The sequence below is a fragment of the Flexivirga alba genome, assembly GCF_042661025.1.
Classification (GTDB): Bacteria; Actinomycetota; Actinomycetes; order Actinomycetales; family Dermatophilaceae; genus Flexivirga; species Flexivirga alba.
Map to the genome: position 1 here is coordinate 1,734,620 of NZ_JBHSWH010000001.1, position 13,117 is coordinate 1,747,736.

The window sequence follows — 13,117 nt, forward strand, 5'->3', positions numbered from 1 at the left end:
GTGCCGTCCCTGTTGCGCACCGAGGCGGAGGAACGTGCGTCGCTCGTCGACGTCCGGTCCTATGACATCGCTCTGGATCTGACGAAGGGCGATGAGCTCTTCGGCTCTGCCACCACCATCCGCTTCGGTTGCACCACGCCGCACGCCTCGACGTTCGTGGAGCTCAGACCTCAGGAAGTCCACTCAATCACGTTGAACGGCAACCCGATTGACGTTTCCGACGTGAAAGACGGTCGCTTGTGGCTGGACCACCTCGAAGCAGACAACGAGCTGGTCGTGGACGCGACGATGGCCTACGTCCGTGACGGCGAGGGCATGCACCGGGCCATCGATCCGCAGGACGGGCAGGCATATCTCTACGGCAGCCCGGCTTCTTCGACGGCGGGGAAGATCTACGCCTGCTTCGAGCAACCCGACCTGAAGGCGCCATACAACGTGCGCGTGAAGGCGCCGCAGGAGTGGGCCGTCATCGCGAACGGTGCTGCACGTGAGGCCGCCGACGGTTGGCGCACCTTTGAGACCACTCGCCCGATCGCGACCTACTTCTTCACGGTATGCGCGGGACCGTTCGCGGTCCAGCAGGCAGAACACGACGGGATCCCGCTGGGCATCTACGTGCGAGCGACGCTCGCCGACCAGCTCGCCGAGCAGGCCGACGAGATCTTCACCGTCACGCAACAGGGCTTCGACTACTACCACCGCGTTTACGGCATCCGGTACCCATGGGGTAAGTACGACCAGGTCTTCGTGCCCGAATTCAACATGGGCGCAATGGAAAACCCGGGTTGCGTGACCCTGCGGGACGAGTTCGTCTTCCAGGGACACGCCTCGCGGGCGGAGCACCTGCTGCGGGCGACCGTCATCATCCACGAGATGGCGCACATGTGGTTCGGCGACCTGGTCACCATGCAGTGGTGGGACGACCTGTGGCTCAACGAATCCTTCGCCGAGTTCCTCGCCCAGCAGGGCACGGCGGAGGCGACGGAGTTCTCCGAGGCATGGGTCGACTTCTCCGCCATACGCAAAAACTGGGGGTATGCCGCCGACCGCGCGCCGTCCACCCACCCGATCGCCGGGACGCCCGCGCCCGACGCGAACTCGGCTTTGGAGAACCTCGACGGCATCACCTATCCCAAAGGCGCTTCGGCGTTGCGTCAGCTCGCGGCATACATCGGGGAGGACGTCTTCCTCTCCGGAGTGCGAAAATACCTGCAAACACATGAGTTCGGGAACGCGAGCCTGCAGGATTTTCTGTACGCGATGAGCGAGGCGAGCGGCCAGAACATCGAGGACTGGGCGCAGGCGTGGCTGCTGACACCCGGCACCGATGTTCTGGAGATCTCCACTGACGGCGACCGCGTGGTGATCAACAGGTCGACGCCGGAGCAGTTCCCGGCACAACGGCCGCACGTCACCGACATCGCGGCCTACCGGCACGGCGTGCAGGTTGCTCGGGCGGACGTGCGCATCGACTCCGATCGGACCGAGGTGCACGGGTTGAAGCTCGGGCAGGCCCCGAACCTCTTGCTGCCCAATGAATCTGACCGCACCTGGGCGATCGTCGCGCTTGACGAAACGACCCAGGCGAAGCTACCGGACGAGCTGCCTCACATTGAGGACGCGACCGTCCGCGGGGTCGTGTGGTCGTCGTTGCTCAACGGCCTCGCGCTCGGCACCGTCAACCCGGCACTGCTGCTCGACACTTTCGAGGCGGCCTGGCCGGTCGAAGACGTCGACCCGCTGCTGGAAGCCGTCGCAACCATGACGACCGGGCTCCTGCCGGGCAGGTTCCTGACGGTGGCACACACCCCGGCCGCGCTTGATCGCCTTGCCGCCACAGGGATTCGGGTGTTCGAGGCAGCGGCGGCCAGTGACTCGCGGCGCCTGACCGCGGCCCGCCTGGTGGTCGCCACCTCGGCAGATATCCAGCTGCTGCGCGAATGGCTCGCGGGTCGTGGGCTCCCCGCCTTCCTGACGGACGACGACCAGTTCCGGTGGTCGGTCATCGGCCGCCTGGCGTCTCTGGGGGCGATGGAGATCGCGGAGATCGAGGACTGGCGGACGAAGGACCCCTCTGTCAGCGGGGTGTTGAGGTCGCTGTCGGCACGGACCCGGATCCCCTCCGAAGAGACGAAGGCGTGGGCCTGGTCGCAGCTCACTGAGGCCAACGACAACCCGAGCAGCCATGAGCTCGGCGCAGTGGCGCGGTCCTTCTTCGGTGCGACCGAACAGGAGATCACCCGACCGTATGTCGAGCGCTTCTTCACCGAGTTGCCGAAACTGTCCAGCAAGCTCGGTGACATGGTGCTGCACCTGCTCGCCGCGGATGGTTACCCCACCACTGTGGTGGAGGAAAGCACCGTCGAGTTGGCCGAGCGCGCCCTGCACGGCGACCTGCCGGCAGGCGTCCGCCGCTCCTTCGTCGACGCCACCAGCAGATTGCGGGAGCAGTTGCGTTCTCAGGAGAGGTTCGGATGACCAACGGGATCAACTGGAGCGTCCTCGCGGTGCGGCTCGACCAGCCGGATGCCGAGCCGTGGATCGAGCAGTCGTCCGACCTCGTCCTGAAGACCGCGTCGGTGGGCAAGCTGCTGGTGCTCGGGGACGTCGCCCGCCGGATCGACGGCGGGGAGTTGGCAGCGGACCAGCGGGTGAGCAAGACCGAGGCGCGCTTCGTGCGGGACTCCGGCCTGTGGCACGCACTCGACCAGGAGGAGTTGACCGTCGTCGATGCTTGTCGACTGGTCGGCGCCGTGAGTGACAATCTTGCGACCAACGTGCTGATCGATCTTGTCGGGCTGGATGCCGTTGCGGCATACGGTGATTCGATCGGTGCCAAGCCGATGGAGATGCTCGACTACGTGAGTGGTGAAGCCCGCGACCTCTCCGTCCCAGGCACCCCGCCGACACTTTCGCGCGCCAGCGCGGCGTCACTCGTGCACTACCTACGCCGGCTGTATGACGGCACCGTCTCGCCAAGGGTGGAGGAGTGGATGTCGCTGAGCACCGACCTGTCCATGGTCGCCGCTGCCTTCGGCGAGGATCCGTTGGCGCACAACACGATCGGTGAGCCGGGTCATCCGAGGCTGATCAACAAGACCGGAACCGACGACGGCATTCGAGCCGACGTCGGACTGGTCCGCGACGGCGCCCGTGCCGTCGGCTATGCAGTGATCGCCAACTGGCCGACCGACGAGTCTCCGCCCGGTCTTGCCTCGGTGATGGAACGAATGCGGCGTATCGGCGCGGAGATTCGCGACCGGATGGCCCAGGTCTGACCGTCAGTCAAGCAGTGCGCGCTGCCGGGCCAGATCGGCGGCTTCGGTGCGAGTCGCGGCGCCCAGCTTGGCCAGGATGTTCGAGACGTGGACGCTGGCCGTCTTGGTGCTGATGAAGAGCCGGGCGGCGACCTGCCCGTTCGTCATACCCTCGGCGACCAGTCGCAGCACGTCCAGTTCCCGTGGGGTGAGCGCGCTGTCGCGAGGCTTCTCGCCGTGGGACCGACCGCGCAGTTGGGTGACGAGGTATGCCGCGCCGAGTCGCCGAGCGGTCGCGAGCGCTTGCTCCGACAGTGCTCGTGCCTCCGATCGTTCACCGCGTGCCTGCAGCTCACGCGACAGGAGGAACTCGACGACTGCTCGCTCGTAGACAAACCCAGCTTCGTCGAAAAGCCTTATCGACTCACGGTATTCGGTGACTGCCAGCTCGTCGTCGCTCGCCAGACGTGCGAGCTCGGCTCGGGCACGCGCGAACCAGGCACGTGACTCCACGCCCAGCGACTCCCGCCAGCCGCGCACGGCGAGGACGGCGTCCAGCACCTGATCCAACTGCTCGATGCGCGGCGCCCACCCCGCCGCCGAACGTGGCTTCTCGGCAACGTCGTCGGCCAGATGCGTCAGGAGCAGCGCCGCCATTCGGATCTGGGCGTCGAAGACCGACAGGCGCCATACCTTGTCCACGGTGGCGACTGCTTCGTCGAACGTGGCGAAAGCCCCGTCGAGATCACCGGTCGCTCCGAGCACGTCGATCGTCCCCGCGGCATCGTTGACAAGGATGAACATCTCACGGGACCAGTGCTGATGCAGCGCCTCGTGGGTGGACAGCGCTTGGTCGAACCGGCCACGCGCGACGTCGACGGTCAGCCGCACAGCGCCGGCGGAGGCCTGCGCCAACGGCGGAAGGTCCTCGGTCTCGGCGAGCAAACGGTCGACAGACTCCCAGTCGCCCATCTTCGCCGCGAGGGTTGCGGCGAAGATGACCGAGTCGATGGCATAGATCTCGGTTCGGGCGTGGGCCTCGGCCGCGCGGCGGATCACCTCGGTATAGGTGCGGGCGGCTTCGGCGTTCTGGTCGGTGCGCAACTGCAAGCCGGCGATCTGATGCAGCGCACGCAGTTCCGCCCGGATGTCGTCCTCGGCCGCTGCCCGCTCTCGAACCTGCCCGAGGGTCGCCAACGCGGACGTCATGTCTCCGGCGAGTCCGTCGAGCTTCGCCTGGGTGGTCATGGCATCGCTGATGATCGACGGCTCATCGACCACGCGGCCGATGGTCAGCGCGTCGTTGGCCGCGACGGCCGACTCGTCATGCCGCTCGTATGCGAGCAGGTAGTGCGCCTTGAGGGCCAGCAACTGGCCGAGCAACACGTCGTCGCCGGCGTCCCTCGTCCAGCCGATCGCGGCGTCGAGCAGTTTGTCCGCCTCGTTGGGCAGGTCCGGGATACGGAGCTTGACCTCAATCGTCGGCATGTCGGTCAGCAGCACCGCGGAGAGGTAGAGCCGCAGCAGGCGAGCCCGGTCGAGATCGGTCCCGCTGAAGCCGGCGAGAACGTGTCGGATCAGGCCTGCGGCCCGATGCGGGTCGCCGGCGGCGAGCAGCGCTTCAGCGGCGCGCTCAGAGAGGTTGCTGGGGACCTCGGTCAGTTCCGGATGACCGGCGGCGATTGCGATCGCGCTCTCGAAGTGCCGTGCGGCGTTCGCCGGCGCCGCCTTGTCGAGCGCTTCCTGCCCGGCCACCACTCTGGCCTGTAGGGCGTCGCCGAATCGGGCAGCGCGTTCGGCGTGGAGTGCGACGGCGGCCGCGGTGCCCGGACCGCCCTGCGCGAGAAGCAGATCGGTGAGGCGGTCATGCAGACGCACTCGCTCGCCGGGCAGCAGATCGTCATACATTGCCTCGGCCAGCAGTGCGTGGCGGAAGTCGAAGAGTCCGTTACGGGTGGTGATCAGCAGACGCGCATCGACGGCAGCCCGGAGAGCAGTGTGTACGCGGTCGGTGGGCAACTCGGTCAGGCCCAGCAGCGTGGCCTCCGATGCGTCGGAACCGGCAACCGATGCGGCGCGCAGTGTGAGCCGCGCATCGTCGGTCAGGGCGTCGGTCCGCACGAGCAGAAGGTCGGCAAGGTCGGCGGGCAGGAAGGGTTCGTTGGGGTCGCAGCACATCGAGGTGGCGACGAGTTCTTCGGTGAAGAACGGGTTTCCGCCGGCGCGGCGGATGATCTGGCGAGCAGCGTCATCGGCGAGTTCGGGCTGCAGGTGTCGCACCAAGTCGCGGGCGGGCTGAACCTCGAGTGGTTCCAGCGCAACTCGCCGCACTTGGGGGAGGCGGGACCACTCGGCCAGCGCCGGGCGCAACGGGTGTCGCCTATGCAGGTCGTCGGTGCGGTAGGTGGCGATCAGGTGCACTCCGGCCGGGACGCCGTGGGTGAAGAGGTAGGTCAGCAGCTCGCGGGTGGACCGGTCGGCCCAGTGGACGTCCTCGAAGACGACCAGCGCGGGTGCGCGGCCGGCGAGCTCGTCGAGCATCGTCGCGATGGCTTCGAAGAACTCGATCGGTCGCGGGCTGTCGGTCGGGACGAGCCGTTCGATCGACTCCACGCCGTCCGCCGTCGGCAGGTCGCGCAGCGATCGCACGATGTCAGTGATCGGCAGGTATGGCGCCGCGCTGTCGCCCAGGTCCAGGCAACGCCCCACGAGCGCCACGCCGCCGGCCTGCCGACCGGATGCGGCGATCTCCCGCACGAGGCGGGTTTTGCCGATGCCTGCATCTCCGCCGAGCAGGGTGATCGACGACTGCGCGCGGTCGCGTAACAACCGTGCGAAGTCGTCGATCTCTGCAACTCGGCCGAAGATCGGTCCATCGGGAGCGGCGTCGGAGATCACCGGACCATTGTTCCCTGTCTCCGACTCCGGCGGATCGGATAATACTGGCGCGAAGATTCGTCCCTCATCTTTGCGCCAGCGCTGGTGCCCATGGCCGTCCTTCGGCCGGACAGCCGATCCGCCGACGTTCAGCGCCATCCGAGGCGGCCCGGCGTCACCAGGTCGGTGCTGGGCCGAGGCGCGGGCTTGCGCTCCGCGGGACGGCGGCGGCGCCCGAAGAGGCGACGGACGCTCAGCTCCCAGCCGTGCGCGACTGCGAAGTCGTGCGCGATCTGCTGCTGCCGGAACGCGATCTCTGCGTCGACGATGGGTGAAGTGGAATACGAGAAGTTCATCAGCGTGCCTTTCGATGTCTTGTGCTTGTGACATCGACAGTCGTCGCCTGAGGTAGCCCACCGCGTCGGGCGGATGCCTTATTTCCTGCTCTGAGGTACTACCTCAGACGGGCGCCGGCACCTCCCGACTCCTCACACCGAGCGGACACCCCAACTACCGAGAGGACACCCGTTCGCCGAGGGGACAGGGAAAACAGGCCCGAATCGGGCGGTTTCCCCTGTCCCCTCGGTCATTGGGTGTCCTCTCGGTGAGGGTGGTGTCCGATCGCAGCCCGCCCGATCAGTCGTAGGGGCCGCCGGCGACATACAAGACCTGACCGCTGACGAAGCCGGCGCCCTCGCCGCAGAAGAAGGCGGCGGCATTGGCGATGTCGGCCGGGCGGCCGACGCGCTGGACCGGGATGTCCTTGGCGGCCAGTTGCTGGAACTCGTCGAAGTCGATGCCGACGCGGTCGGCGGTCGCCTTGGTCATGTCGGTGACGATGAAACCCGGTGCGATGGCGTTCGCGGTGACTCCGAATTTCCCCAGCTCGATGGCCAGCGTCTTGGTGAAGCCCTGCAGGCCGGCCTTGGCAGCGGAGTAGTTCACCTGGCCGCGGTTGCCCTGCGCCGAGGTGCTCGACAGGTTGACGATGCGGCCGTAGCGCGCCTCGGTCATGTACTTCTGGGCGGCACGGGTCATCAGGAAGCTGCCGCGCAGGTGCACGTTCATCACCGTGTCCCAGTCATCGACGGACATCTTGAAGATGAGGTTGTCGCGCAGCACTCCGGCGTTGTTGACCAGCACTGTCGGTGCGCCGAGCTCGGTCGCGACGCGTTCGACCGCAGCAGCCACGGACTCCTCGTCGCTGACGTCGCAGCCGACGGCGAGGGCCTTGCCGCCGGCCGCCGTGATGTCGTCGACGACGGTCTGGCAGGCGCCTTCGTCGAGGTCGAGCACGGCGACGGCAAGGCCATCAGCGGCGAGCCGCTGGGCGATCTCCGCGCCGATACCACGCGCCGATCCGGTGACTATGGCGGTTCGTTTCTCCGTCATTTTTCTCCTGGGTGTTTCGTTGGGTTCAGTGTTTCGTTGGGTTCAGTGGGTCGGGTGCCAGACCAGCCGGCCGACGGTCTTGCCGGCGGCGAGCTCGGTCAAGCCCTGCGGGAGCTCATCGAAGCTGAGCCGCCCGCTGATCAACGGCCGGATGTCGCCGTTGGCGGCAAGCCGGGAGAGCTCCGCATAGCCCTGGGCGATGACCGACGGGCGCATCGTTTGGTAATAGCCCCAGTGCAATCCGAGGATCGAGTAGTTCTTCAGCAGGACGTGGTTGAGGGGCGGCGCCTGGATGCGACCGCCGGAGAAACCGACCACGACAATGCGTCCTTCGAACGCCACGCACTTGGCCAGCAAGTCGTAGGCATCGCCCCCGACGGGATCGAAGATGACGTCGGCGCCGCGCCCATCGGTTGCCGCCTTGACCTGCGCGATGACGTCCTCGACCTTGCGATCGATCACTACATCAGCCCCTAAACCCTTTGCGGCCTGGGCCTTTTCAGGCCCGCCGACGACTGCGATCACCCGGTTGCCGTTGAGTTTCGCCAGCTGTACGGCGGCCGATCCGACTCCGCCGGCGGCCGCCTGGACGAGCACGGTGTCGTCCTTGGTCAGCTGCGCGCGGTGGAACAACGCCGCCCACGCGGTCTGATAGGCGATGGTCAGAACGGCGGCCGCGTCGTCATCGAGCTGCTCGGGCGCGAGCGGGCTGTCCGCCGGCATCAGCGCGGTTTCGGCGAACCCGCCGTGCGGCAGTGCAGCCATCCCGATGATCCGGTCGCCGACCTTGCGGTCAGTCACGCCGTCGCCGAGAGCGGTGATCTCGCCGCAGAGTTCGGCGCCGGGAGTGAAGGGCAGCTCCGGCCGGATCTGGTAGAGCCCCTGGCACATCAACACGTCGGGAAAGTTCAGCGCAGCGCTGAGAACCCGCACCTGCACCTGACCCGTCCCGGGCGTGGGCGCGGCCACCTCGGTCAGCTCCAACGCATCTGCCGGTTTTGCCAGCTCCTGCACCTGCCATGCCTTCATCGCGCTTCTCCTGCTTCGTCGACCCGAGCCTGTAGTCGCTGCATACCCGTCAACCACCGGTCAGTGTCCGCTGCACGCATCGCGAAGTAGTCCTTCACCTCAGGATGCGGAAGCACCAGAAAGTCGCCGTTCGCAAGGGTTTTCACCAGAGCATCGGCGACATCCGCCGGTTGGAGAGCGCCGTCGTGGCCGATGACATCGGCAACCGGGTCGTTGCCGGGGCCGGGATACATGTCGGTGTGCACGCCCTGCGGGCAGATCGCATGGACGTCGATGCCGCGATGCCCGTAGGTGACGGCCAGCCACTCGGCGAATGCCTCGGCACCGTGCTTGGTCACTGCGTATGACGGCTGGCCGAGCACCGTGAGCAGCCCGGCCGCGGAGGCAGTGATGACAAAACGCCCCGACCCCCGCTCAAGCCACTCGGGAAGGAGCAGCCGGGACGCTCGCACGTGAGCCAGCACGTTGACCGACCAGGAGATCTCCCAGTCGAGGTCGGGGCTTTCGAGGCCGGATCCCCGCGCGACGCCTGCATTGCCGATCCAGACGTCGACTCCAGTCAGTCTGTCGCGTGCGCCATCCACAACGGAGCGAACGCCCTCCTCCGTCGAGATGTCTGCCGAAATGTACTGCGCGCCAATGCGATCCGCTGTCCGACGGAGCTCGTCCTGCAAGAGGTCGGTCACAAGCACCCGTGACCCGAGCGACACCAGGCGCTCGGCGATCGCAGCGCCGATACCGCGCGCGGCCCCGGTGACCACCACTCGTTGGTCCTGCCAGGTCGTGAGTGGTCTGGGCACCGCGGCTCCTTCGGGCTTGGTCAATGGGGCGTGCCGAATGCACGCTACTAAGCGCTTGCTTAGCGTGGCACGCTGCGGCATGCTCGTCAACGCACCGGGAATCGTCCGGCGTGAGTCGACGACAAGGGAGCGCGATGGCCGAGCCGGTGGATGCGCCGCCGAGCGCCACGCAGCGCAGATTGCTCGACGCCGCGCGGGATGCCTTTGCCGCCAAGGGTTTTCACGGCACCACGACCCGAGACATCGCGGCAGCGGCTGGCATGTCGCCGGCGGCTGTCTACGTGCATCACCGCACCAAGGAGTCGCTGCTCTTCGCGATCTCGCTGGACGGCCACCAGGCGACCTTGCGGGCTCTCGCTGACGCCGCTGCCGGCGAGGCCGAGCCGGGCGGGAGGCTCGCGGCGATGGTGCGGCGACTTGTCCTCGGCCACGTGCTCGACCACACGATGGCGCGAGTGGTGAACTACGAACTCGCCGCCCTGACGCCCGAGCATCGGGTGATCATCGACGCCCTGCGACACGACATCCAGCAATCCATCCGGACGGCACTGGTCGACGGCGTGGAGACGGGCGCATTCGACTGCGTCGACGTCGGTATGACGACCAACGCGATCATGGGCATGTCCATCGACGTCGCCCGTTGGTATGACGAGCGCGATGCCTGGCAGCCGGAGCGCATCGCCGAGCACGGTGCGCGGATGGCGCTGCGGATGGCGGGGGCGACCGACTCGCGGCATTGACACATTCGTGTAAACGAATATATTGGCAGTCATGACGACACTCATTGAACGCACCGTGACCGCGACCCCTGACCGCGTCTGGAACCTCTGGGTCACGCCCGAAGGCATCTGCCAGTGGTGGGCTCCGGATGGATTCCGCACCGACGTCACCCGGCTCGATCTGCGGCCTGACGGCGAACTCGTCTACACCATGACCGCTGTCGGCCCGGAGCAGGTCGCCTTCATGGAGCAGAACGGAATGCCGCTGGTCACCGAGTCGCGGAAGCGTTTCGTCGAGATCGCGGAGCCGACCAAGCTCAGCTATCAGTCGCTGGTGGACTTCGTGCCAGACCACGCGCCATACGAGCAACTCACCGAGATCGACCTCGAGCCGGTCGACGGCGGCACCCGGATCGTGATGCGCGTCGAGCCGATGCATGATGAGGTCTGGACCGAGCGGCTGGTGGCGGGCCGGTCCAATGAGCTGGACAACCTCGCCCGGCTGCTCGCCTGACGTTGCAAGCACTGAAGGGAGACCATGAGTCTCGACATCCAACAGGCGTTGGGAGCGATCGGAGAGCCGACCCGCTTCCGGATCATGGAGTTGCTCGGTGAGCGGGCGATGACAGTGGGCGAGGTCGCCGACGCACTGGGGGCCCTGCAACCACAGACGACAAAACACCTTCAGGCGCTCGCGGCCGCCGGCGTGATCGAGGTGCACAAGCTCGGGCGCCGCCGGGTCGCCAACCTCAATCGCGACACGTTCGGGGAGTTGGCCGGCTACCTCGATGGCCTCGCCAGGAGGAATCCCGACGACGCGGCGCTGGAGTCCTACGAACGCGCGATCGCCGTCGAGGCAGCAGCGGATGCGGGGACGGCAGCGGTTCGCACGTTGCACTTCGAGCGCTCGTTTGCCTCCTCGCCGGACAAGGTATGGCGCGCGTGGACCGACCCCGAACGTGCCGCCACCTGGTGGGCGCCACGACACTTCGCGGTCCAGGCTTTCGAGATCGCACCGCACGTCGGTGCGCCGATCCGGCTGGTTCTGCGCGAAGGAAGGTCTGACACCTACAGGTCGGCCGGGCAGGTGACCGCGGTCGACCCCGGCCGTCGCCTCGTCTTCAGCCTGGCCCCGCTGGACGCCGAAGGGCAGCCGCTATTCACCGCGGTCCACACCGTCACGATCGACGGCGCCGGACCCACACTCCTGCGGTTGACGATCGAGGTTTCCGACGTCCACCGCGAAGCGGCTTCGGCTGTCGCCGGACTGGACATCGGCTGGAGCCAACTGCTTGACGCCCTCCAAGAAGCCCTCGCCGACGACAGCTGATCGCGCGGCGTTGACCCAGTGGGTCTACCGATAGTTCGTGAACTGCAGCGCGACGTCCAACTCGGCCGACTTCAGCATCCGCTGGATCTCCTGCAGGTCGTCGCGTGACTTGCTGGTGACACGCAGTTCGTCGCCCTCGATGCGGGACTTGACCGACTTCGGGCCTTCGTCGCGGATGATCTTGGAGATCTTCTTGGCGTCCTCCTGGCTGATGCCGTTCTTCAGCGTCGCCTCGAGGCGGTACTCCTTGCCGGACAGCTCCGGCTCGCCGTCGTTCGACAGCTCCAGCGACTTCAGCGAGACGCCGCGCTTGACCAGCTTGGTCTGGAAGACGTCGAGCACCGCGAGCGTGCGCTCCTCGGAGTTGGCCTTCATCAGGATCTTCTCCCCGGACCACTCCAGCACTGCGCCGATGTTGCGGAAGTCGTAGCGGGTGGAGATCTCCTTGGCCGCCTGGTTCAGCGCGTTGCTGACCTCTTGCTTGTCGGTCTTGCTGACGATGTCGAACGACGAGTCGGCCATGGTGCTGCTCCTTCGGGCGGGTGCGGTCCTCGCCCCGAGTATGCCGCGCCGCAGCAGGTATGACGGGCAGGGGACTCCGATTGGCCCAGGCCGCCCGATGCTTGTTATCCTCATCCACGCACCACGCCAGGTTGCCCGAGCGGCCAATGGGAGCGGACTGTAAATCCGCCGCGTAAAGCTACCTAGGTTCGAATCCTAGACCTGGCACCAGTGCACGAAGGCCCCGACAAATTGTCGGGGCCTTCGTCATGCGGCGGGTGCGACCGGACGTCATACCGCGATGAGGGCAATGCCGGCCAGCACCACGACTGCGCCGGCGAACTTCCGTGCCGGAGCGGGTTCGTGGAAGAGCTTCCAGGCCAGCAGCGACCCGACCACGATGCTCGACTCGCGGACGGGCGCGACCAGCGCGACCGAAGTCGTCGTCATCGCTTGCAGCACGAGGACGTACGCGAGTGGCGAAAGCACTGCGATACATAGGATTTCGCGCCAATGGTTCCGGGCCACCCGCCAGAGCCCCGCTCCCCGGCCGTGCAGCCCGGGCACCATCAGCACGCTCTGCCAGGCGGTGCCCATCGCGAAGTAGGGGATCGGCAGCAGGTCGAGGCTGGTCATCGATCGGTCGTCCCACAACGTGTATGACGCAATGGCCAGCCCGGTCAGCGCACCCCACTTCACCCCGCGTATGGCGGCCCCCTTCGATCCGGGCGTCCCCGCACCCGGCGGGCGCGCCGATGCCACGATCGCGACCCCGGCAATGACCACGAGTCCACCGACCACCCCGACGGTGCCTGGCCGCTCGGCCAGCACCAGGACCGCGAAGAGCATCGTCAGCAGCGGCCCGCTGCCGCGCGCGACGGGATAGACGACGCCGAGTTCGGCTCTGGCGTAACCGGTCTGCAGCGCGTTCGCGTAGGCGATGTGCAGCACACCCGACAACGCGGACGCTCCGAGCAGGGCCCAGCTGAGACCGGCGTCGCTCCCTGCCAGCACGATCAGCCCGACGGGGAGCCACAGCACGGCCGACAGTGCGGCATAACAGAAGACGAAGGGGTAGCCGCCGTCGGCGACGCGTTTGGCAGCGATGTTCCAGATCGCGTGCAACACGGCCGCGCTGAGGACCATGGCCAGAGCGGATGCCGTCACCCACTTCACGCTATCGAACGCGCCGGATCGGCCTGCGTAGGGAAT

At 67.0% G+C, this 13,117-nt stretch carries 12 protein-coding genes and 1 tRNA gene; 6 read left to right on the top strand and 7 right to left on the bottom strand.

Going from position 1 to position 13,117, the window contains the following annotated elements; all coding sequences use genetic code 11:
• Together pepN and ACFQDH_RS08455 are read left to right on the top strand one after the other, a co-directional pair.
• Complete coding sequence (gene pepN / locus ACFQDH_RS08450; RefSeq protein WP_382400302.1) at positions 1-2,478, top strand: aminopeptidase N; 2,478 nt, start codon at positions 1-3, stop codon at positions 2,476-2,478.
• A complete protein-coding gene (locus ACFQDH_RS08455) occupies positions 2,475-3,278 on the top strand; it encodes a serine hydrolase (protein ID WP_382400304.1) in 804 nt (267 codons plus the stop codon). The genes pepN and ACFQDH_RS08455 overlap by 4 nt, the downstream gene beginning before the upstream one ends.
• A gap of 3 nt (positions 3,279-3,281) precedes the next feature.
• Here ACFQDH_RS08455 and ACFQDH_RS08460 read toward each other — a convergent pair whose 3' ends face one another.
• The 5 genes from ACFQDH_RS08460 to ACFQDH_RS08480 form a co-directional block, all read right to left on the bottom strand.
• Entirely contained in the window at positions 3,282-6,155 is a 2,874-nt protein-coding gene (locus tag ACFQDH_RS08460; protein WP_382400306.1) for a helix-turn-helix transcriptional regulator, read from the bottom strand.
• 128 nt (positions 6,156-6,283) lie between these two features.
• A complete protein-coding gene (locus ACFQDH_RS08465; protein WP_382400308.1) occupies positions 6,284-6,490 on the bottom strand; it encodes a hypothetical protein in 207 nt (68 codons plus the stop codon).
• Between the two features lie 280 nt (positions 6,491-6,770).
• Positions 6,771-7,526, bottom strand: coding sequence for a 3-oxoacyl-ACP reductase FabG (fabG, locus tag ACFQDH_RS08470; protein ID WP_382400310.1), 756 nt, complete (start codon positions 7,524-7,526; stop codon positions 6,771-6,773).
• A gap of 42 nt (positions 7,527-7,568) precedes the next feature.
• Complete coding sequence (locus tag ACFQDH_RS08475; RefSeq protein WP_382400312.1) at positions 7,569-8,555, bottom strand: NADPH:quinone oxidoreductase family protein; 987 nt, start codon at positions 8,553-8,555, stop codon at positions 7,569-7,571.
• Positions 8,552-9,355 (bottom strand): SDR family oxidoreductase, encoded by an 804-nt coding sequence (locus ACFQDH_RS08480; RefSeq protein ID WP_382400314.1) that lies wholly within the window; start codon positions 9,353-9,355, stop codon positions 8,552-8,554. The genes ACFQDH_RS08475 and ACFQDH_RS08480 overlap by 4 nt, the downstream gene beginning before the upstream one ends.
• 134 nt (positions 9,356-9,489) lie before the next feature.
• On the opposite strand from ACFQDH_RS08480, the gene ACFQDH_RS08485 reads away from it, so the two are divergent.
• The 3 genes from ACFQDH_RS08485 to ACFQDH_RS08495 are packed head-to-tail and all read left to right on the top strand — an operon-like array spanning position 9,490 to position 11,404.
• A complete protein-coding gene (locus ACFQDH_RS08485; RefSeq protein WP_382400316.1) occupies positions 9,490-10,095 on the top strand; it encodes a TetR/AcrR family transcriptional regulator in 606 nt (201 codons plus the stop codon).
• Positions 10,096-10,126: 31 nt separating this feature from the next.
• Entirely contained in the window at positions 10,127-10,588 is a 462-nt protein-coding gene (locus tag ACFQDH_RS08490) for an SRPBCC family protein (protein ID WP_382400318.1), read from the top strand.
• A gap of 24 nt (positions 10,589-10,612) precedes the next feature.
• Positions 10,613-11,404, top strand: coding sequence for an SRPBCC domain-containing protein (locus ACFQDH_RS08495; RefSeq protein WP_382400320.1), 792 nt, complete (start codon positions 10,613-10,615; stop codon positions 11,402-11,404).
• A gap of 24 nt (positions 11,405-11,428) precedes the next feature.
• Here ACFQDH_RS08495 and ACFQDH_RS08500 read toward each other — a convergent pair whose 3' ends face one another.
• Entirely contained in the window at positions 11,429-11,926 is a 498-nt protein-coding gene (locus tag ACFQDH_RS08500; protein WP_382400322.1) for a YajQ family cyclic di-GMP-binding protein, read from the bottom strand.
• Between the two features lie 125 nt (positions 11,927-12,051).
• Here ACFQDH_RS08500 and ACFQDH_RS08505 point away from each other — a divergent pair.
• Positions 12,052-12,136: transfer RNA gene (locus tag ACFQDH_RS08505), tRNA-Tyr, on the top strand.
• A 60-nt stretch (positions 12,137-12,196) separates the two neighbouring features.
• Here the strand turns inward: ACFQDH_RS08505 and ACFQDH_RS08510 are convergent.
• Entirely contained in the window at positions 12,197-13,072 is an 876-nt protein-coding gene (locus ACFQDH_RS08510) for an EamA family transporter (RefSeq protein WP_382400324.1), read from the bottom strand.
• Positions 13,073-13,117: the final 45 nt, after the last annotated feature.